A 21,496-nucleotide genomic window follows, 5' to 3' on the forward strand; every position below is an offset into this window, starting at 1 on the left:
GGCTTCCGGGCAGGTCCGGTTGACCGTATCGGGCGGTTTGCGGCGGCTCACTCCGCAACTCCGTTGGGCCGCACCCCCGTGGGGGGCGGTGCGGCCCAACGGGCAATTCCACGCACCCTGTACCTGGACCACCCCATCCGTGGACAATAGGGGCATGAGTCAGCAGGGGGAGCAGCCCGCCACCGCCGACGACTGGTGGGGCCGGCTGTACGACGAGACCGCAGAGGACCAGACGACCGCCGACAAGGGCGACAGCCTGGACGACCGCTTCGACTCCGCGGCAGGGACGCTGGGCGCCGTACGGGGGGTGGATGCCGGTGCGGCTCCCGGTGCGGTCCGGCAGGAACCACCGGGGACAGAGGCGGAGTTGCCGCCGTCGGTGGACCCGCGGTACGGGACCGTTTCCTCCTCCGTCCCCGAGCCCGCTCCGTGGCCGGTGGCCGAACCGAGGGACCGGGCGCCGTGGGAGCCGCCCGTGGAGGGCGTACTGCCCTCCCGGACCTTCCCGTTCCAGCGGGGGAGGAGCGGCGGTGCACCCACAGCCCCCACACCATCCGCGACGCCCGCTCCATCACCGTCACCATCCCCGACACCCGCGCCGCCCTCCGCTCCCCGTACCGCCCCCCACGCCACCCCGGTCACCCCTGCGCGCCCCGCCGTCGCTCATGTGGGTGACGGGCCGCCCACCTACGACGCCGAGCCCACTGCCCTGCCCGACGCGCACCCCGACGCCCTCGACGAGCTCGTCGCCGACACCGTCATCGACGGCGCCTGCTACGGCTCCTACACCGTGCGCGCCACCTCCGTACGCGGTGACTCCGCGCGGTACCGGGGTGAGCCCCGCAGGGACTCCCTGCTCACCGCCCGCTTCGGCAGCGGCGACAGCGCGCTCGTGCTGGTCGCCGTCGCCAGTGGCGCCCGGGCGGCGGAAGGCGCGCACCTGGCAGCGGCCGACGCCTGCCGCTGGATCGGCGGGGCCGTCGGGCGCAGCAGGCTACGGCTCGCCGAGGACATCAGGGCGGGCCGCAGGGGCGATCTCAAATCGGGGCTGCACCGGCTCACCGGGCGAGGCTTCGGCAAACTGCGTGCCCGCGCCGTCGAACTGGGCCTCGAACCCCACGAGTACACGGCGTCCCTGCGCTGCCTGCTGCTCACCGGAGACCCCGAATGCCGCACCCGGGTCTTCTTCGGCGTCGGGGACGGCGGGCTCTTCCGCCTCCGAGACGGTGCCTGGCAGGACCTGGAGCCCGCCGCGCACCCCGGCACCCCGCAGCTGCCGCCCACCGAGCCGTTCCGCTTCCGTGCGTCGGTGGCCCGGCCGGGAGACACCCTGCTGCTGTGCAGCGCGGGCCTCGCCGAACCGCTGCGCGGCGAGCCGGCACTCTCCGACGAACTGGCCGCGCGCTGGGCGCCGCCCGAGCCGCCGGGGCTCGCGGAGTTCCTGGCCGATGCCCAGGTACGCGTCAAGGGGTACGCCGACGACCGCACCGCCGCCGCGGTCTGGGAGACCTGAGGTGCACCGGTGGCCCCCACCCCAGCGCCCGGGGGCTCCTCGGAGCCGGGCTCATGGAAAGGCGTAATAGCGCAGGCGAGACCGTGGCGCCCATGGGTTGATGGAGGCATGGCCAAACAGAACGTTGCGGAGCAGTTCGTCGACATCCTCGTCCGCGCGGGCGTGGAGCGCCTGTACGGAGTCGTCGGCGACAGCTTGAACCCTGTCGTGGACGCCATCCGGCGTAACGCGGCCATCGACTGGATCCAGGTCAGGCACGAGGAGACCGCCGCGTTCGCGGCAGGCGCCGAGGCCCAGGTCACCGGGAAGCTCGCGGCCTGCGCCGGTTCCTGCGGCCCCGGGAACCTGCATCTGATCAACGGCCTGTTCGACGCCCACCGCTCCATGGCGCCGGTCCTCGCCCTCGCCTCGCACATCCCCTCCAGCGAGATCGGCCTCGGGTACTTCCAGGAGACCCATCCCGACCGGCTGTTCCAGGAGTGCAGCCACTACAGCGAGATGATCTCCAGCCCGCAGCAGATGCCGCGGCTGCTCCAGACCGCCATCCAGCACGCCATCGGCCAGAGCGGTGTCAGTGTGGTGACCCTTCCCGGTGACATCGCGGGCGCCCCGGCCCCGGACCGGACCGGTGAGACCGCACTGGTCACCTCCCGCCCCTCGGTCCGTCCGGGCGAGGCGGAGATCGAGAAGCTGGCCCGTCTGATCGACGAGGCCGACCGGGTGACGCTCTTCTGCGGCAGCGGTACGGCCGGTGCGCACGCCGAGGTGATGGAGTTCGCCGAGCGGATCAAGTCCCCGGTGGGCCACGCGCTGCGCGGCAAGGAGTGGATCCAGTACGACAACCCGTACGACGTCGGCATGAGCGGCCTCCTCGGCTACGGGGCCGCCTATGAGGCCACGCACGAGTGCGATCTGCTGATCCTGCTCGGCACCGACTTCCCGTACAACGCCTTCCTGCCCGACGACGTGAAGATCGCCCAGGTCGACATCCGTCCGGAGCACCTCGGCCGCCGTACCAAGCTGGACCTCGCGGTCTGGGGCGATGTGCGCGAGACCCTGCTGGCGCTGACGCCCCGGGTGAAGGCGAAGACCAGCCGCAAGTTCCTCGACAAGATGCTGAAGAGGCACGCCGGCGCCCTCGAAGGCGTCGTCAAGGCCTACACCCGCAAGGTCGAGAAGCACACCCCGATCCACCCCGAGTACGTGGCGTCAGTCCTGGACGAAGTGGCCGACGACGACGCCGTTTTCACGGTGGACACCGGGATGAACAACGTGTGGGCGGCCCGCTATCTCACCCCCAACGGCCGCCGCCGGGTGATCGGTTCCTTCAGCCACGGCTCGATGGCCAACGCCCTGCCGCAGGCCATCGGCGCCCAGTTCACCGACCGGCAGCGGCAGGTCGTCGCGATGTCCGGCGACGGCGGCTTCTCGATGCTGATGGGTGACTTCCTGACCCTCGTGCAGTACGACCTGCCGGTGAAGGTCGTCGTCTTCAACAACTCGGCGCTCGGCATGGTCGAGCTGGAGATGATGGTGGGCGGCCTGCCCGCGTACGGCACCACCCACCAGCACTCCGACTTCGCGGCCATCGCGCGGGCGGCGGGGGCCTACGGCGTCCGGGTGGAGAAGCCGAAACAGCTGGCCGGGGCGCTCACGGACGCCTTCAAGCACAAGGGCCCCGCTCTGGTGGACGTGGTCACCGACCCGAACGCGCTGTCCATCCCGCCGCGGATCAGCGCGGACATGGTGAGCGGCTTCGCGCTCTCCGCGTCCAAGATCGTGCTGGACGGCGGCGTGGGCCGGATGGTGCAGATGGCCCGCTCCAACCTGCGGAACGTGCCGAGGCCGTAGCCGGGACCGCCAGCACGCCAGCACGCCAGCACAACAGACCGCTCAGGTCCCGGCCGCGGCGAACGGCAGGGACGCGTACCGCCGTACGTAGTTGCCGTCGGCGAAGGTGCCCGCCGCCGAGTCGACGTCGAAGTCCGGGAAGCGGGCCAGGAGTTCCTCCAGGGCCGTTCGGGAGACGAGGCGGGCCGCGGCGGCGCCCAGGCAGTGGTGCGGTCCGTGGGTGAAGGCGAGGTGCTGGGGGCCCTCGCGGGTGAGGTCCGGGTCGTCGGCGGTGGGGCCGAAGGCGCGCGGGTCGCGGTTGGCGGCGGCGTAGAGGAGGAGGACCTTGCGGCCGGCGGGGACGGTCCGGCCGTGGAGGGTGGTGTCCTCGGTGACGGTGCGGGCCAGGCACTGCACGGGGGAGGTCAGCCGGAGGAATTCCTCGATGGCGGAGGGGAGCAGGGCGGGGGTGTCCAGGAGGGCGCGGCGTTGGCCGGAGTGGGCGGTGAGGAGTTCGGCGGCGCCGCTGAGCAGGCCGGTGGTGGTGTCGTTGCCGCCGGCGACCATGGTGAAGGCGAAGCCGAGGATGCGCAGCAGGGTGGTGGTGTCGTCGGACGGCATCAGGGCGACCAGGTCGGAGACGGTGTCGTCGGCGGGTTCGGTGCGGCGGCGTTCGATCAGCTCGCTGAAGTAGCCGAAGAGGCTGGTGACGGCTTCGGCGGCGGCGAGCGGGTCGCCCAGCGCGTTGGCCTCGACGATGGCGTGGGTCCAGCCGTCGAAGTGGGCGCGGTCGTGTTCGGGGACGCCGAGATAGCGGCCGACGACGTAACTGGGCAGCGGTTTGAAGAGTTCGGCGACGATGTCGCAGCTGCCGCCGAGATCGGCGATGCGGTCCAGGCGGGCCCTGACGAAGGCCCGGACATGCGGCTCGATGGCGGCGACCCGGCGCGGGGTGTAACCGCGGGTGATCAGCCGGCGGAAGGCGGTGTGGTCGGGCGGGTCCAGCATCACCATCGGTGCGGCGTCGGTGATGCCGAGGCGTTCGCGCTCGCCGTAGGTGATGGTCAGGCCGTCGGCGGAGGAGTAGCGGTCGGTGTCGCGGGCGGCGGCGAGCACATCCGCGTAACGGGAGAGGACCCAGTAGTCGCCCTCGGCGACGTGGTGGAGGGGGTGCGCGTCGCGCAGTGTCGCGTACATCTCCCACGGCGAGCGCCAGCTCTCGCCGGCGCACGGGGCGAACGGGGCCTGATGGGATGGGGTCATGCCGGGAGGGTGGGGGCGGCGCCCGCAGGAGTCAATGGCGTCTGCTCCCTGCCCAGCCGCTGCGCAGTGCAAGACGCCCGGGGCCTGTCGTCTGGATCAGGCAGGCTCGCAGGGCGGGTGGTGTCCGGGGCGGGAAGCGGCGCCGCCCGCCCCGGGACCCACCTCGGGGCGGGCGGCGGCGGTCAGGCCGGGCGCAGCCGCAGGGTCAGGATCTGGAAGGGGCGCAGCGCCACCGCGAGCGTGTCCCCGTCCGCTGTCACCTCCCGCAGTGGACGTTCCAGCAGGTCGGTGATCTCGGCCCGCCCCACCGGGAACCCGAACCTGACCGCGGCGTCCGCGCGTCCGCCCGCCGACTCGTAGAGCCGCACCACCACATCCCCGCTGCGGTCCTCGGCGAGCTTCACCGACTCCACCGTCACGGCCGGATGGTCCGTGGCGATCAGCGGTGCCAGGGCGGGGGCGTCCGCCGTCCGCAGCGGCAGATTGACCGCCAGCCCCTCCCGTACGGCGTCGGTCACCCCGGCGCCCGGATACAGCGAGTAGCTGAACCGGTGGGTCCCCAGGTCCGTCTCCGGGTCCGGGCTGTGCGGGGCGCGCAGCAGCGTCAGCCGTACGGTCGTGCCAAGACCGTCCCGGTGCTCGGCCCGTGTCACATCGTGGCCGTACGTCGAGTCGTTGAGCACCGCGACCCCGTACCCCGGTTCGGCGACCCGCAGCCAGCGGTGCGCGCAGATCTCGAAACGGGCCGCGTCCCAGCTGGTGTTGGTGTGCGTGGCGCGGTGCACATGGCCGAACTGGATCTCGGCCGTGGACCGTTCGGCGTGCACATCGAGCGGGAAGGCCGCCTTGAGGACCTTCTCGGACTCCTGCCAGTCGGCCTCCGTGAGGATGTCCAGCCGGGGGCTCTCGGCGTCGAGGCGCAGCTCCTGAGTGATGCGCGAGGCCCCGAAGGTCCGTACCACCCGCACCGCGGCCCGCAGTGGCCCCGTAGCGACGAACTCCACCGATTCGGCGGCGGTGAGATCGGTGCGGCTGCGCCGGTAGTGCCGGTCGATGTCCCAGGCGTCCCACTGGTTGGGGTGGTCGGGGTGCAGCTGGAGCAGGTTGCCGCGGCTGCCGGGCGCCAGGACCTCGCGGTCAGCCGCCAGATCGCGTACCGAGGACAGCAGCCCGTCCGCGTCCACCGTGACCCGCAGCAGCCCGTTGTCGAGCACGATCGCCGGCCCGTCCTCCGTCACCGTCACGGGCGCGCCGGGCGCCGTACCGCTGAGCGGCGCGGAACCGAGCGGCGGTACCTCGGCGAAGGCGAGGGCGCCGTCCTGCGAACCCCCGGTGCTGAACGCCGTACCTCCGGTGCTGTCCGCCGTGCCGCCGGTTCCGGCTGCCGTACGGACGACCTCTCGGCGCCCGTACGGTGAGGCGTTGAGCACGGACCTGGGGGAGTGGCTCTCACTCAACGGCCGGACGTCCGGGCCCAGTTCGAGTGCGGAGACCGCCCCGGCGATGATCGCCTCCAGCTCCTCCCGTACCCCGGCGTAGGTCTCACGCGCCTCCCGGTGCACCCAGGCGATCGACGAACCCGGCAGGATGTCGTGGAACTGGTGCAGCAGCACGGTCTTCCAGATCCGGTCCAGCTCGTCATGGGGATAGCTGTACGTGTCCGACCGGAGCGCGGCCGCTGTCGCCCACAACTCCGCCTCCCGCAGCAGGTGTTCGCTGCGCCTGTTGCCCTGCTTGGTCTTCGCCTGCGTGGTGTACGTGGCGCGGTGCAGCTCCAGATAGAGCTCGCCCGACCAGACGGGCGCCTGCCGCCCGTACTCCTCCTCGGCCGCCGCGAAGAAGGCCGACGGCTTCTCGATCTCCACGCGCGGTGAGCCCTCCAGGTCCCGGAGCCTGCGCGCCTTCTCCAGCATCTCGCGCGTGGGGCCGCCCCCGCCGTCACCCCAGCCGAACGGCACCAGGGAGCGCGTCGCACGCCCCTTGTCGGCGAAGTTCCGCTCAGCGTGGGCCAGTTCGGCACCGTGCAGCTGGGAGTTGTACGTGTCGACGGGCGGGAAGTGGGTGAAGACCCGGGTCCCGTCGATGCCCTCCCACCAGAACGAGTGGTGCGGCATCCGGTTGGCCTGGTTCCAGGACAGCTTCTGGGTGAGGAACCACCTGATCCCCGCGAGCTTCGCCAGCTGCGGGAAGGCAGCCGTGTAGCCGAAGGAGTCCGGCAGCCAGATCTCCTCGGTCTCGACGCCCAGCTCCTCGGCGAAGAAGCGCCTGCCGTGCACGATCTGGCGGGCCAGCGCCTCACCGCCCGGCATATTGGCGTCCGACTCGACCCACATGGAGCCGACCGCAGCCCAGTTCCCGTCCGCCACCGCCTTCTTGATGCGTTCCCAGATGTGTGGCTGGTGCTCCTTCACCCAGGCGTACTGCTGGGCCTGCGAGCAGGCGAAGACCAGCTCCGGGTAGTCGGCCGCCAGCGCCGTCACATTCGCGAAGGTCCGCGACGCCTTCCGCACGGTCTCGCGCAGCGGCCACAGCCAGGCCGAATCGATATGGGCGTGGCCGGTGGCCGAGATCCGGTGGGCGCCCGCCTCGGCGGGCCTGGCCAGCGCGGGCGCGAGCGCCGCCCGCCCGGCCGCCGCCGTACCCGGTACGTCGTGCAGGTCCAGCGCGTCCAGCATGTCCTCCAGGGCGCGCAGGATCTCGTGGTGCCGGCTGCGGTCGGCCGGCAGCTCCCGCATCAGCTCGGAGAGCACCTCGATGTCGATGACCAGCTGCCAGACGTCCTCGTTCAGCACGGCGAGATCCGCGGAGGCGAAGCGGTACACGGGATCGTCGCCCGCGGTCAGTACGTCGCCCAGCGGTGTCGGCTCGAAGCCGTGCCGCAGTACGGCGGGATTGGCGGCGGCCTCCAGCAGCAGACGTACCGGCTCGCCGCCCGCGGCCGGCGCCGCGACGGGCACCTGGCGGTTACGCGGATGGATGCCCTTGACCGGCACGCCTTCGGCGTCGTAGATCATCCCCTCGGCCTGGAACCCCGGCCCTTCGCCGGTGAATCCCGGGTCGATCACGGCCTCGACCCGCCGCCCGGCCCAGGCGTCGGGGACGGCGCCCTCCAACCGGAACCAGCTGGTCGACCAGGGCCTGCCCCACTCCGTCCCGGCCACGAAGGGCTCGTACATGCCGCGCAAGGCCTCCGCCACGGGCACCGGCTCGCCCGGCGCGTGCCAGACGGACAGGGTGAGCCCCACCCGGTCCGTGTACTGAGCGGGGCGGATGAACTGGTTGAGGGCCCGCTCCAGGCGGCCCTCAACCAGCGATCGGTCGTCGTGCATCGCGGCTCCTACGGGATCGGCTCGGCGTGACGTTCCCCGCTTGCCTTCCCCGGCGGAGCGCACGGCACCCGCCCGTCATGCGTGAGCACCCGCCTGCCGGGCATGCATTCCGGGAGGCTGTTCGAGCACGACAGAGCACCACGACTTGCAGGCGGGGGATATGACGGGGCGTCACAGTGGCACGAGTACCGCACCCGACCGGTGCGGCCAGGGATCCGGCATGCCAGGGGGGCGCCGGACCGGGCGGCTGCGCCGCAGACTGGGCCGGGGGGATCTGCCCGCGGTGAAGGACGTACGGCACGGGCTCAGGGAGCTGCTGCGCCGGTGCGGAAGCCAGAGCAGCGCCGATGTGGCCGAGCTGCTCACCAGCGAGCTGGTGACGAACGCACTGATCCACACGGACCGGGGGGCGGTCGTCACCGCCGGGGTCGGCCCGGCCGGACTCCGGGTGGAGGTAAGGGACTTCACGAACGGGCAGCCGGAGCCCCGCGGCGCCACCGACGAGAGCACGCACGGCCGGGGGCTGCTCCTGGTGCAGGCGCTCGCGGACGCCTGGGGCGTACGGACGCACGAGGTGGGGAAGTCGGTCTGGTTCGAACTCGAAGGCGGCCAGGCATGACTCACACCTGACCGCCTCCGGACCACTCAGCCGAATTGCTGTTCGAGATCCTTCAGTTTCTGCTCCAGGGAGTCGAGGCGGGGGAGCGTCTGGGTGTCGTCCTCGGCGGTGAGGTCGACCGTTACGGCATCGGTTCCCGCCGCGGCCCGGTCGGAGTCAGGACTCGTCACGGCCTGGAGGGAGGGCCTGGCGCGTAAGGGCAGTTGTCCCGGCTCGGGTATGGCAGGCTCCGATACCGCCTTCGGCGCGCCCGCAGCCGGAGCCGTGCCCGCCACCTCCACCTGACGGCTGCCGCGGCCACGGCCCAGCGACCGGTGCTGCCTGTTGATCGCCTTGAGGTGGGCCCGCTCCAGCTTGTCGTGCTCCCGCTTCCGGAGCCGGTTCTGCTCCTTCTGGCGCCGGTCGTCACGGACCTCGTCGACCGCCTCGTCCAGCGTCCGCACACCCTCCAGGAGCATCAGCGACCAGGCGCCGAAGGTCTCCCGGGGCGCGCGCAGCCACCGTACGATCCGGATCTGCGGCAGCGGGCGGGGTACGAGCCCCTGCTCGCGCAGCGCCGCCACTCGGGTCTGCTTCAGCGCGCGGTCGAACAGCACCGCGGCCGAGAGCGACATCCCCGCGAAGAACTGCGGGGCGCCCGCGTGGGCCAGGCCGCGCGGCGCGTGTACCCAGTTGAACCAGGCCGCCGCTCCGGCGAACGTCCACACCAGCAGCCGCGAGCCGAGCGCCGCGTCACCGTGGCTGGCCTCCCGCACCGCCAGCACGGAACAGAACATGGCGGCGCCGTCGAGGCCGAACGGGACCAGGTACTCCCAGCCGCCCGTGAGGTTGAGGTTCTGCCGGCCGAAGCCGACCAGTCCGTGGAAGGACAGCGCGGCGGCGACCGCCGCGCAGCAGAACAGCAGCAGATACGAGGCGGTCCCGTAGACCGCCTCCTTGTGCCGTCTGCGTTCCTCGCTGCGCTCCCAGGTGTCGTCGGCCGCTCCCTTGTCGGCGGAGCGCCTGCCGCGCACGAGCACCGCCACAGCGACCAGGACCCCCGCGATCATCACGCCACCGGGAAGCAGCCAGTCCAGAGATATGTCGGTCAGTCGCATGCGGTGTCCCTTGCATCGCGTCAGTGCATTGCGGCCGCAATATTGGCTCAGATCCCGGGGCGCTCAGAGCGTTTCGGGACAAGAGCACGCCAACGGAGTGCAGGGAGCACCGGATAGGGGCGATCTGATCGAACTGCCTTGCGTGCGAGCCGTGTTGGGTTCGAATTCAGTCAGCCGAAAGAGGGGTGTCAGCGCTGAGCCTGGCCACTCGGTCGGCGTCGCAGGTGCGGGGGCAGGTAACGCAGGTGTCCCCGGGGCGCACGGTGTAGAAGAGACAGCAGCTCGCGCGGTCGCGGGTCGGCAGCGGCCGGCCCTGCGGCCCGGCCAGCTCCCGGAAGCCCGCCCCGCCGGCGTACGGGGCGGTCGCGCCCGGCAGCAGCAGCTCCAGCTCCGCCACCCCGCGCGACTCCTCGCCGAGCAGATGGGCGACGTACCAGAGGCCCTCGACGATCTCGTCGGTCGCCATCCCCCACAGGGCCCGCCGGCCGCGGCGCATCCGTGGACCGAAGCCGTCGAGCACCGGTTCCAGATGCTCGGCGACCGCCGCCCGCACCTCGGCGCGCAGCGCGTCCTCGTCCGCGACCACATACGCGCCGGGCTCCCCGGCGGCCGGGTCGTCCGGCAGACAGGCGAAGGCGCCGGTCCGTACGGCCATCCGGCCCAGCGCGCGCTGGAAGGAGACGGCGCCGACCGGGAGCCTCGGCACCCTGCGGTGCAGGAACCACGGGACGGTGATCAGCAGACAGGCGGGCCAGGCGTACCGGTGGAAACCGAAGCCGGCGATGACGTCCGGCCGGGCCCGCTGCCCGTAGTCGCGCTCCACCTGCGCGCTGTCCCAGCCGAGGAAGGCGTCGAGCGCGCTGCCGCCCTCCGCGAGGCCGGTGGCGGTCACCCAGCCGCCGCCCGACGGGGTGAGTCCGTCCGCGGGCTCGGTGACGGACAGGCCGGGGAACACCTCGGTCAGTCGCTCGTAGGCGGCGGTCACGGGGGAGCGCAGCAAGGTGGAGACGGGCATGCAGGGACCACCGAATCGCGATCGTTTGCAGGTAAGCCTTACCTTATCCGATCCGATCGATGTTTGAACTGGGGCCCCGTCCGCCTATCGTGCTGAACAGGACGCCGGAGGAGGACCCAGGTGGAACAGGGCAGAGCACGCGATGCGGTACAGCCGTACGCGCCCCCGCGCCCGTCCGGCCCGGCCCGGATCCCCGACCCCGCTCGCAGCCCGGAGCGGCGGGAAACGGCGGAACCGGCCCCCGGCGAGCACAGCCGCTGCGAGCAGCCCGCGTCCGCCGTACGGCCGGTGCCCGACGGGCCGTACGCGCCTGCGTCCGGGGCGAAGCAGGTGCGGCGCCACTCGGTGCGCGGCCAGATCCTGCACGCGCTGCGCACCGCCCTGGTGGACGGCGAGCTGGTCCCCGGTGAGGTCTACTCCGGACCGGCGCTCGGCGAGCGCTTCGGCGTCTCCGCCACCCCGGTACGGGAGGCCATGCAGCAACTCGCGGTCGAGGGCGCCGTCGAGGTCGTGCCGAACCGGGGCTTCCGGGTCGCCGAGCGCAGCGCCCGGGAACTCGCCGAGCTGGCAGAGGTGCGGGCCCTGATCGAGGTCCCGGTGATGCTGCGGCTGGCGCGCGCCGTCCCGGCGGACCGCTGGACCGAGCTGCGGCCGCTCGCCGAGGCCACGGTCTCCGCCGCCGCGGTCGGCGACCGCGCCCGCTACGCCGAGTCCGACCGTGCCTTCCACGGGGCCGTGCTCGGGCTCTCCGGGAACCAGCAGCTGGTCGCCGTCGCCGACGACCTGCACCGCAAGGCCCAGTGGCCGCTGGTGAGCGCGCCCGTCACCCGGCGCGCCGACCTCCTCGCCGACGCGTCGGAGCACACGGCCCTGCTGGACGCCCTGATCGCCCGCGACCTCACGGTCGTCCAGTCACTCGTACGGGAACACTTCACCGGGGCGCCCGGCTGAACCGGAGTACCGGCGGGGGCCGCACCGACCGGCCCTGTGCCACCGGTGAAGCACCCAGCACCGCACCCCCCGCGCCGCGGCTGAGCTCACACCGCCGCGGCCGGTGGTGTGAGCTGCGCGGCCAGCCAGGTCGGTACGCCGTCGAGCAGCCGGAACAGCCGGGCCGCCTCGGCCCGCAGTCTGGTCGCCTCCGGTTCGGGCTCCGCGTCGGCGAGCGCGGCGAGTGCCGGGGCCGTACCGACGAGGTAGCCCAGCTCCTCCCGTATCCGCAGGGACTCGGTGAACCCGTGCCTGGCTTCGGCGAGTTCGCCCTCCCGCAGGGCCAGCGAGGCCAGATGGCGCCAGGTGAAGGAGAGCAGCAGCGTCTGACCGTGCGCCGTGGCGCCCGCGTGGGCCCGGCGGTAGGCGGCGCGCGCCGACTGGGCGGAGTCGGCCAGGTTCTGGGCGATCAGCCCGCGGCGGAAGTCCAGGAGCGGCCGGCCCGCCGAGCCCGGCGCGATCAGGGCGGCGGCCCTGCCCATCGCGGCCCGCGCCTCGTCGGCCCGGTCCCGTACGCCCAACAGTGTTGACGCGTAACCGAGCTGGCCGCGTTCACAGGCCGCGGCACCCCGTGCCTCGTCGCTGCGGGCGAGCGCTTCGGCCGTCCGCAGGGCGTCCTCCGCGTCCGTCCAGCCCTGTTCCGTGTAGAGACACCGCTCGATCAGCAGCGCGGCCCGGTGCAGGGCCGCCTCGGCGTCGTGCTTCGCGTGTGGTTCCAGCAGGGCGGCCGCGTCCGCCCAGCAGCCGCGCGAGCGCAGCCGCCATACCGCGGTCTGGAGTGGAGGATCGTCATCAGCTGTCGTTCCGTAACCAGACATGGCGGTATAGGCCACATTGCCCTCCCCGAGCGCACCATTGAGCTGTTGAGTCTGGGCGCATCTCAGCACGGATTGGCATGCCGGGCCAAGGGGTTGGGTGAATCAATTCACAATGTGCGGCTCCGCGTGGGCCCCCCGCAGGGCCCGCGCGTCAGCTCATCCGCAGGGCCAGGAAGAAATCGAGCTTGTCCTCCAGGCGCGAGAGGTCACGTCCCGTCAACTGCTCGATCCGGCCGACGCGGTAGCGCAGCGTGTTGACATGCAGATGCAGCCGGGTCGCGCACCGGGTCCATGAACCGTCGCAGTCCAGGAAGGCTTCCAGGGTCGGGATCAGCTCCGCCCGGTGCCGCCTGTCGTAGTCCCGCAGCGGGTCGAGCAGCCGGGCGGTGAACGCCCGCCGTACGTCATCGGGGACGAACGGCAGCAGCAGCACGTGCGAGGCCAGTTCGTGGTGGCCCGCGGCGCAGACCCGGCCCGGCCGGGCCGCGGCCACCCGCCGGGCGTGCCTGGCCTCCTCCAGGGCGCCGCGCAGCCCCTCGGCCGAGTGCACGGATGCGGAGACCCCGAGCGTCAGCCGCCCGTCGTCGGCGAGCCCGGCCGTGAGCGGTTCGCGTACGGAGGTGAGCAGCTCGTCCGCGTGCAGCCCGGTGTCCGGCGTCCGGTCCGCCTCGTCGTCCCCGGCGTCCGGCGCGAGCGGCGGCAGGGGCACGAGCGCGATGGCCTCGTCACCCGTGTGGGCCACCGCGATCCGGTCGGACGAACCGGGGCCCGAGCCGCCCGGCAGCGCCTGCTCGACCAGGATCTCCTCAAGCAGGGACTGGGCCACCGGGCCCGCGTCGATGACCGGTCCGTCCTGCTGGTCCCAGTCGACCCGGGCGACGACCACCTGCCAGCGCGGAGCCGCCCCGATCCCGGGCATCAGCACCGGCGCAGCCACCCGCAGCCTGGCGGCGATCTCGGCGGGCGGCGCACCCGTCTGGACCAGTTCGAGAACTTCCTGGGCGAGCCTGCGCCGTACGGTACGGGCCGCATCGCGCCGGTCGCGCTCGACGGCGATCAGCTGGGTCACACCCTGGAGCAGATCCAGCCGGGCGGCCGGCCAGTCACTCGCGTCCGCCTCGACGGCGAGCAGCCAGTCGGAGAGCACCGTCTCGCGCACATCGCGGAGGCCGGAGGCCGCGCCGCGCCCGCCGCCCCGCACCGGGAACAGCGAGTACGAGGTGGAGTGCACCGTCACCCGGTGCGGTCCCCGGCGCCCGGTCCGGGTCGCGGCGAGGTGCCCGGCCGCCAGCACGGCGCCGGTCCCTTCCGGCAGCGGGTCGCCCGCCCCGGCGATCTGCCGGCCGGTGGGGGAGAGCACCCACGCGTGCAGATCCAGGTCGGTGGTCAGCAGGTCGAGCACCACGTCGGGGCCGCCGCCCGCCGGGCCCGACGTCATCAGCCTGCGGTGCCGGTCCACGACGGCGGCCAGGTCCCCGGCCCGCTCGCCCGATACCTGCCGCACCACGTACTCGGTGACGACGGCGAAGGCGACCGACTCCTCCACCGCGAAGATCGGCAGCCGGTGGCGCACACAGGCCTCCACCAGGTCGTCGGGGATGTCCCCCAGCTCCGCCTCGCCCGCCGCGAGCCCCACCACCCCGGCGCTCGCCAGGATCCGTACGAACGGCTCGGAGTCCTCGGCGGAGCGCCGCCAGGCGAGCCCCGTCAGGACCAGTTCACCCCCGGTGAGGTACCGGCTCGGATCACGCAGATCCGTCGTCATCACGCCCCGGACCGTGCGGTCCAGCTCGTCCTCACCACCGAGCAGGCGCAGGCCCAGCGCGTCCGTGTCCAGCAGTGCGCGCAGCCGCATCTCGTCGCCGCCGATCCGTATCGTCCGCCGTCCCGGTACAGCCGGTCGGCGGAACTAGTCGTTTCCAGAGGAAAGCCAAGAGGTAACTGAACCCCGTCTTTCGTTCGAACATACAAGACGACCAAGGACACCAGCCAACTCCTTCATGGTTTCGGTGACTGCACCCCGCGCGGCCCGGCTTGTGTACTTGTGCCGTCAAGCGTTAACAGCAGATGAACGTCCAGTCGAGGGCCGGCCGTCCCGGGCCCCAGCGAACAACCCCGAATGAGAAGAAGAGAGCCGCTACATGGACTTCCTTCGCCCCGCCAGCTGGGAGGAGGCGCTCGCCGCCAAGGCCGAGCACCCCACGGCTGTGCCGATCGCCGGTGGCACCGACATCATGGTGGAGATCAACTTCGACCACCGCCGGCCCCAGTACCTCCTGGATCTGAACCGGATCGGCCTCCTCAGCGAGTGGCATGTCGGCGAGGAGACCGTCCAGCTGGGCGCGTCCGTCCCGTACGCCAAGATCATGCAGCATCTGCGCACGGAGCTGCCCGGTCTCGCGCTCGCATCGCACACCGTGGCCTCTCCGCAGATCCGTAACCGCGGCGGTGTCGGCGGCAACCTCGGCACGGCGTCGCCCGCCGGTGACGCCCACCCGGCGCTGCTCGCCGCCGGCTGCCAGGTCGAGGCCGAATCGGTGCGCGGCTCCCGGCTGATCCCCATCGACGACTTCTACACCGGTGTGAAGCGCAACGCGCTCGCACCCGACGAGCTCATCAAGTCGGTCCACCTCAAGAAGGCCGACGGCCCGCAGCAGTACTCCAAGGTCGGCACCCGCAACGCGATGGTCATCGCGGTGTGCGCCTTCGGTATCGCGCTGCACCCCGAGACCCGCACGGTCCGCACCGGCATCGGCTCGGCCGCCCCGACCCCGATCCGGGCGAAGGCGGCCGAGGACTTCCTGAACGCGGCGCTCGACGAGGGCGGCTTCTGGGAGAGCGGAAAGATCATCACCCCGTCGATCGCCAAGCAGTTCGCCCAGCTGGTCTCCGGCGCCGCGAACCCGATCGACGACGTCCGCGGCACGGCCAACTACCGCCGTCACGCCGTCGGCATCATGGCCCGCCGCACGCTCGGCTGGACCTGGGAGTCGTACCGCGGCAACGGCCGCAGCACAGAGGGAGTCGCATAATGCGCGTGAACTTCACGGTCAACGGCCGTCCGCAGGAGGCCGACGACGTCTGGGAGGGCGAGAGCCTGCTCTACGTGCTCCGCGAGCGCATGGGCCTGCCCGGCTCCAAGAACGCCTGCGAGCAGGGCGAATGCGGCTCCTGCACGGTGCGCCTCGACGGCGTCCCGGTCTGCTCCTGCCTGGTCGCCGCCGGGCAGGCCGAGGGCCGCGAGATCGTCACGGTCGAGGGCCTGGCGGACTACTCCAAGCACCGCGACGGCGCCCACCCCGGCACCGGCTGCTCCTCGTCGGGCTGCGGCACCAGCCTGGACGCCGCCAAGCGCTGGCAGTCCAAGCCGACCGACGGCCGTTCCGGCGAGGCCGGTGACCTCTCCCCGATCCAGCAGGCGTTCATCGACGCCGGCGCCGTGCAGTGCGGTTTCTGCACCCCGGGTCTGCTGGTCGCCGCCGACGAACTGCTGGAGCAGAACGACTCACCGTCCGACGCGGACATCCGTGAGGCGCTCTCCGGCAACCTCTGCCGCTGCACCGGTTACGAGAAGATCCTCGACGCGGTCCGCCTCGCGGCCGCTCGCCAGGAAGAGACGGTCTGATCATGGGCGTCACTGGTTCACCCACCAACATCAAGCAGGGCTCGAAGACCAAGGGCGGCATCGGCGAGTCCACGCTCCGCCCCGACGGCACCCTCAAGGTCACCGGCGAGTTCGCCTACTCGTCCGACATGTGGCACGAGGACATGCTCTGGGGCTTCACCCTCCGCTCCACCACCGCGCACGCCGAGATCAAGTCGATCGACATCTCCGAGGCGCTCGCGACGTCCGGCGTCTACTCCGTGCTCACGTACGACGACCTGCCCACCGAGGTGAAGAACTACGGCCTGGAGATCCAGGACACCCCGGTTCTCGCCCATGGAAAGGTCCGCCACCACGGCGAGCCGGTGGCACTCGTCGCCGCCGACCACCCGGAGACCGCGCGCCGGGCCGCGGCCAAGATCAAGATCGAGTACGTCGAGCTGCCCGTCATCACCGACGAGGCGTCGGCGACCGGGCCGGACGCGCTGCTCATCCACGAGGGCCGCGACGACCACCACATCGGCCACGTCCCGCACCCGAACATCGTGCACCGCCAGCCGATCTTCCGCGGTGACGCCGACGAGGCCGCGAAGCGCGCCGACGTCATCGTCACCGGCGACTACTACTTCGGTATGCAGGACCAGGCGTTCCTCGGCCCGGAGTCCGGCCTCGCCGTGCCCACCGAGGACGGCGGTGTCGACCTGTACGTCGCCACCCAGTGGCTGCACTCCGACCTCCGGCAGATCGCGCCGGTCCTCGGCCTGCCCGAGGAGAAGGTCCGGATGACGCTCTCCGGCGTCGGCGGCGCGTTCGGCGGCCGCGAGGACCTGTCGATGCAGATCCACGCCTGCCTGCTGGCGCTCCGCACCGGGAAGCCGGTCAAGATCGTCTACAACCGGTTCGAGTCCTTCTTCGGCCACGTCCACCGCCACCCGGCGAAGCTCCACTACGAGCACGGCGCCACCAAGGACGGCAAGCTCACCCACATGAAGTGCCGGATCGTGCTGGACGGCGGCGCCTACGCGTCCGCTTCCCCGGCGGTCGTCGGCAACGCCTCCTCGCTCGCCGTGGGCCCGTACGTCATCGAGGACGTCGACATCGAGGCCCTCGCGCTCTACACCAACAACCCGCCCTGCGGCGCCATGCGCGGCTTCGGCGCGGTCCAGGCGTGCTTCGCGTACGAGGCGCAGATGGACAAGCTCGCGGCGAAGCTGGACATGGATCCGGTGGAGTTCCGCCAGCTCAACGCCATGGAGCAGGGCACGCTGCTGCCGACCGGCCAGGCCTGTGACTCGCCGGCGCCCGTCGCCGAACTGCTGCGCCTGGTCAAGTCGCGTCCGCTGCCGCCCGAGCAGCAGTGGCTCTCGGCCGGCGAGGACGCGGACGTCCGCGCCCTGCCCGGCGGCCTCTCCAACACCACGCACGGCGAGGGCGTCGTACGCGGTGTGGGCTACGCGGTCGGCCTCAAGAACGTCGGCTTCTCCGAGGGCTTCGACGACTACTCCACCGCCCGGGTGCGGATGGAGATCATCAACGGCGAGCCCGTCGCGACCGTGCACACCGCGATGGCCGAGGTCGGCCAGGGCGGCGTCACCGTCCACGCGCAGATCGTCCGCACCGAACTCGGCGTCAACCAGGTGACCATCCACCCGGCCGACACCCAGGTCGGCTCGGCTGGTTCGACATCCGCCTCCCGGCAGACGTACATGACCGGCGGCGCGGTGAAGAACACCGCGGAGGCCGTCCGCGAGAAGGTCCTGGAGATCGGCCGGGCCAAGCTCGGCACGTACCACCCGGCCTGGGCGACGGCCGAACTCCTCCTGGAGGGCGGCAAGGTCGTCACCGACGGCGGCGAGGTCCTGGCGGACCTGGTCGACGTGCTGGAGGACGAGGCGGTGGACCTGGAACTGGAGTGGCGCCACCGTCCCACGGTCGCCTTCGACCTGGTGACCGGCCAGGGCGACGGGCACGTCCAGTACTCGTTCGCCGCCCACCGCGCGGTCGTCGAGGTGGACACCGAGCTCGGCCTGGTCAAGGTCATCGAACTCGCGGTGGCCCAGGACGTCGGCAAGGCGCTCAACCCGCTCTCCGTCGTCGGCCAGATCCAGGGCGGTACGACCCAGGGCCTGGGCGTCGCGGTGATGGAGGAGATCATCGTCGACCCGAAGACCGCGAAGGTGCGCAACCCCTCCTTCACGGACTACCTGATCCCGACGATCCTCGACACCCCGACGATCCCCGTCGACGTACTCGAACTCGCCGACGAGCACGCCCCGTACGGTCTGCGCGGTATCGGCGAGGCTCCGACGCTGTCCTCCACCCCGGCGGTCCTCGCGGCGATCCGCAATGCGACCGGACTCGAACTGAACCGGACACCGATCAGGCCGGAGCACCTCACGGCCACCTGACCGGCCCCAAGCTCTCCGGGCGGCGCTGTGCCTCCTAGGAACGTCACACTTCCCAGCGCGCGCCGCCCGGAGTTACCAGTACCGCCCCGCTCGCGGTCCTTGCCCCCACAGTCCCCACAGAGCAGTACCCCCTTCGTCTCGGGCCGTCCCCCGGGTCGTGCAGCCCACGCAGCATCCCAAATCCCGCGTCTCCAATCTCCAGGCGGGTGCCCCTTTGAACCTTGGGAGTAGGCACCATGACCCAGCAGTCCCTTGAGCCAGACACCGTGCCGGAAGACGCCGGCGCGGGCACGCGCCAGCCGGCCGGCAGGTCCTGGCTGGACCGGTACTTTCACATAACAAAGAGAGGATCGACGGTCGCGACGGAGGTGCGCGGCGGCATCACCACCTTCATGGCGATGGCGTACATCATCCTCCTGAACCCGGTGATCCTCTCCGGCGCCGATGTCACCGGCCACCATCTCAACGGCGGCCAGATCACCACCGCCACCGCGCTCGCCGCGGCCGTCACCACCCTGGTGATGGGCTTCATCGGCAACGTGCCGCTGGCCCTCGCGGCGGGGCTCGGCGTCTCCGCGGTCATGGCGTACCAGGTCGCCCCGGAGATGACCTGGGGCAACGCGTTCGCGATGTGCATCATCTACGGCGCCATCATCGTGCTGCTGGTCGTCACCGGCTTGCGCGAACTCATCATGAACGCCATCCCACTGGCGCTGAAGCACGCCATCACCATGGGAATCGGCCTCTTCGTCTGCCTCATCGGCCTGGTCCAGGCAGGCTTCGTCACCGGGATGAAGGGCCCCGGCGGCGTCTCCGGAGCCAAGCCGCTCCAGCTGGGCACCAGTGACATGCTCACCGGGTGGCCGGTGGTCTGCTTCGCCGTCACCCTCCTGCTGATCTTCGCACTCCAGGTCCGCAAGGTCCCCGGCGCGATCCTGATCGGCATCGTCGGCGGCACCGTCTTCGCCGCGATCGTCAACCAGGTCGCCGGGCTCAGTCAGAAGGACTGGGGACTCAACGCCCCTGCGCTCCACGGCTCGCCCGTCAGCGCGCCGGACTTCGGTCTCTTCGGCAGTGTCTCGTTCAGCGGTATCGGTCACGTCGGCGGCATCACCGTCGGTGTCATCGTCTTCACCCTGGTGCTCGCCGGGTTCTTCGACGCGATCGGCACGATCATCGGTGTCGGCCAGCAGGCCAACCTCGTCGACAAGGACGGGAAGATGCCGGGCCTCAACAAGGCCCTGACCATCGACGGCGCCGGCGGCATCGTCGGGGGTCTCGCCGGGGCGTCCGGCCAGACGGTCTTCGTCGAGTCCACCGCGGGCGTCGGGGACGGTGCGCGCACCGGCCTCGCCAGCGTCGTCACCGGCCTCGGCTTCGCGCTCTGCCTGGTCTTCACCCCGCTCGCCCAGCTCATCCCCACCCAGGTCGCGTCCGCCGCGCTGGTCGTCATCGGCTCGATGATGCTGACCAACGCCAAGCACATCGACTGGAACGACCAGGCCACCTCCATCCCGGTGTTCCTGACCACCGTTCTGATGCCGTTCGCCTACTCCATCACCGTGGGCATCGCGGCCGGCGTCATCTCCCACGTCCTCATCAAGGCCGTCCAGGGCAAGTTCCGGGAGATCGGCTGGCTGATGTGGGTACTCACCGCAGTGTTCCTGGCCTACTTCGCACTCCATCCCATTGAGAGCTGGCTGGGCGTCAGTTAGTCGCCCGCCCCCTTTCACATATCCGTGAGGAGACCGACATGCTGGACATCGCCGAAGAACTGAACCGGTGGGTCGAGCAGGGACGCGAATTCGCCGTCGCCACCGTGGTGGCGGTCGGCGGAAGCGCACCGCGCCGCCCCGGAGCCGCACTCGCGGTGGACACCGAGGGCACCGCGATCGGGTCGGTCTCCGGCGGCTGTGTGGAGGGGGCGGTCTACGAACTCTGCCAGGAAGCCCTGGAAACCGGCCGCAGCGTCGTCGAACGCTTCGGCTACAGCGACGAGGATGCCTTCGCCGTAGGCCTGACCTGCGGCGGAGTCATCGACATACTGATCACCCCGCTCCGGGCCGGCGCACCGTCGCGCCAGACGTACGTGGCCGCGCTGGCCGCCGCCGCCGCCGGCACGTCGGCAGCCGTGGCCCGGATCACCGAAGGCCCCGACGATCTGCTGGGCCGCGCCGTGCTGGTCCACACCGACGGATCGTACGAAGGAACGCTGGGCGGCCAACGGGAGCTGGACCGCACCGCCGTCTCCCAGGCGCTGGCCATGCTGGACGCGGGCCGTACCGAGACCATCACGATCGGCGAGGACGGCTCCCTCTGCGGGCGCCCGCTGACGCTGCTGGTCGAGTCGAGCGTGCCGCCGCCCCGGATGATCGTCTTCGGTGCGATCGATTTCGCGTCGGCCCTGGTCAGCGTGGGCAAACTGCTCGGCTACCGGGTCACCGTCTGCGACGCACGCCCGGTCTTCGCGACCGCCACCCGCTTCCCGGACGCCGACGAGATCGTCGTCGACTGGCCGCACCGCTATCTGGAGTCCACCGAGGTCGACAGCAGGACCGTGCTCTGCGTCCTCACGCACGACGCGAAGTTCGACGTGCCGCTGCTGAAACTGGCTCTCACCCTGCCGGTCGCCTATGTGGGCGCGATGGGCTCACGCCGTACCCACCTCGACCGGAACACCCGGCTCCGCGAGGTCGGCGTCACCGAGATGGAACTGAACCGCCTCCGCTCGCCCATCGGCCTGGACCTCGGCGCCAGGACCCCCGAGGAGACCGCCCTGTCCATCGGTGCGGAGATCGTCGCCCACCGGCGGGGCGGCACCGGTGTCCCGCTCACCGGCGCACACACACCCATCCACCACGACGGCTCGACGGGCCCGGCAGGCCGGATAGGCTCCGTCGCCTGACACCCCCGGGCAGTGCGTCCCCCGGGCGCGCACTGCCCGGCTTCACCCGATCGGGGCAATTAGGTGTCCTGAGGGGGTACGGGATGGAACGCGCGGGCATCGCAG

General features: G+C 71.6%; 15 protein-coding genes. 9 read left to right on the forward strand and 6 right to left on the reverse strand.

Translation table 11 applies throughout. The features are described 5' to 3' along the window. Positions 1-154 precede the first annotated feature (154 nt). Positions 155-1,513: a protein phosphatase 2C domain-containing protein gene (locus OHB13_RS30245; protein WP_328379174.1), complete on the forward strand. Its 1,359-nt coding sequence runs from the start codon at positions 155-157 to the stop codon at positions 1,511-1,513. A gap of 108 nt (positions 1,514-1,621) precedes the next feature. Then, complete coding sequence (locus OHB13_RS30250) at positions 1,622-3,364, forward strand: pyruvate dehydrogenase (RefSeq protein ID WP_328379175.1); 1,743 nt, start codon at positions 1,622-1,624, stop codon at positions 3,362-3,364. Positions 3,365-3,406: 42 nt separating this feature from the next. On the opposite strand, the gene OHB13_RS30255 is transcribed toward OHB13_RS30250, so the two are convergent. Together OHB13_RS30255 and OHB13_RS30260 are read right to left on the reverse strand one after the other, a co-directional pair. After that, positions 3,407-4,606 carry a cytochrome P450 gene (locus tag OHB13_RS30255; RefSeq protein WP_328379176.1) on the reverse strand — a complete coding sequence of 400 codons (1,200 nt, stop codon included), beginning with the start codon at positions 4,604-4,606 and terminating at the stop codon, positions 3,407-3,409. A 182-nt stretch (positions 4,607-4,788) separates the two neighbouring features. Further along, positions 4,789-7,935 (reverse strand): alpha-mannosidase, encoded by a 3,147-nt coding sequence (locus OHB13_RS30260; protein ID WP_328379177.1) that lies wholly within the window; start codon positions 7,933-7,935, stop codon positions 4,789-4,791. 220 nt (positions 7,936-8,155) lie between these two features. Between OHB13_RS30260 and OHB13_RS30265 the strand changes: the two genes are divergently transcribed. After that, positions 8,156-8,554: an ATP-binding protein gene (locus OHB13_RS30265; protein ID WP_266851707.1), complete on the forward strand. Its 399-nt coding sequence runs from the start codon at positions 8,156-8,158 to the stop codon at positions 8,552-8,554. 26 nt (positions 8,555-8,580) lie between these two features. Here the strand turns inward: OHB13_RS30265 and OHB13_RS30270 are convergent, their stop codons facing one another. Next, positions 8,581-9,651 carry a DUF2637 domain-containing protein gene (locus tag OHB13_RS30270; RefSeq protein WP_266851705.1) on the reverse strand — a complete coding sequence of 357 codons (1,071 nt, stop codon included), beginning with the start codon at positions 9,649-9,651 and terminating at the stop codon, positions 8,581-8,583. Between the two features lie 166 nt (positions 9,652-9,817). After that, complete coding sequence (locus OHB13_RS30275) at positions 9,818-10,666, reverse strand: (2Fe-2S)-binding protein (protein ID WP_328379178.1); 849 nt, start codon at positions 10,664-10,666, stop codon at positions 9,818-9,820. Positions 10,667-10,786: 120 nt separating this feature from the next. Here OHB13_RS30275 and OHB13_RS30280 point away from each other — a divergent pair, with 120 nt between their 5' ends. Beyond that, the gene (locus OHB13_RS30280) at positions 10,787-11,617 is read left to right on the forward strand and encodes a GntR family transcriptional regulator (RefSeq protein WP_266851702.1); all 831 of its coding nucleotides are present in this window, start codon (positions 10,787-10,789) and stop codon (positions 11,615-11,617) included. An 86-nt stretch (positions 11,618-11,703) separates the two neighbouring features. On the opposite strand, the gene OHB13_RS30285 is transcribed toward OHB13_RS30280, so the two are convergent. After that, on the reverse strand, positions 11,704-12,474 hold the full coding sequence (locus OHB13_RS30285; protein WP_266860600.1) for a hypothetical protein: 771 nt from the start codon (positions 12,472-12,474) through the stop codon (positions 11,704-11,706). 151 nt (positions 12,475-12,625) lie between these two features. Next, the gene (locus tag OHB13_RS30290; protein ID WP_328379179.1) at positions 12,626-14,329 is read right to left on the reverse strand and encodes a PucR family transcriptional regulator; all 1,704 of its coding nucleotides are present in this window, start codon (positions 14,327-14,329) and stop codon (positions 12,626-12,628) included. A 286-nt stretch (positions 14,330-14,615) separates the two neighbouring features. Here OHB13_RS30290 and OHB13_RS30295 point away from each other — a divergent pair, with 286 nt between their 5' ends. The 5 genes from OHB13_RS30295 (at position 14,616) to OHB13_RS30315 (ending at position 21,391) form a co-directional block, all read left to right on the forward strand. Further along, positions 14,616-15,506 carry an FAD binding domain-containing protein gene (locus tag OHB13_RS30295; RefSeq protein ID WP_266851698.1) on the forward strand — a complete coding sequence of 297 codons (891 nt, stop codon included), beginning with the start codon at positions 14,616-14,618 and terminating at the stop codon, positions 15,504-15,506. After that, the gene (locus tag OHB13_RS30300; RefSeq protein WP_328379180.1) at positions 15,506-16,099 is read left to right on the forward strand and encodes a (2Fe-2S)-binding protein; all 594 of its coding nucleotides are present in this window, start codon (positions 15,506-15,508) and stop codon (positions 16,097-16,099) included. Before OHB13_RS30295 ends, OHB13_RS30300 begins: the two co-directional genes overlap by 1 nt. A gap of 2 nt (positions 16,100-16,101) precedes the next feature. Continuing rightward, positions 16,102-18,486 (forward strand): xanthine dehydrogenase family protein molybdopterin-binding subunit, encoded by a 2,385-nt coding sequence (locus OHB13_RS30305; protein ID WP_328379181.1) that lies wholly within the window; start codon positions 16,102-16,104, stop codon positions 18,484-18,486. 236 nt (positions 18,487-18,722) lie between these two features. Continuing rightward, positions 18,723-20,201, forward strand: coding sequence for an NCS2 family permease (locus OHB13_RS30310; protein ID WP_266851692.1), 1,479 nt, complete (start codon positions 18,723-18,725; stop codon positions 20,199-20,201). 38 nt (positions 20,202-20,239) lie between these two features. Continuing rightward, positions 20,240-21,391: an XdhC/CoxI family protein gene (locus tag OHB13_RS30315; RefSeq protein ID WP_328379182.1), complete on the forward strand. Its 1,152-nt coding sequence runs from the start codon at positions 20,240-20,242 to the stop codon at positions 21,389-21,391. The last annotated feature ends 105 nt before the right edge of the window (positions 21,392-21,496 follow it).

Source organism: Streptomyces sp. NBC_00440 (assembly GCF_036014215.1).
Lineage (GTDB): Bacteria > Actinomycetota > Actinomycetes > Streptomycetales > Streptomycetaceae > Streptomyces.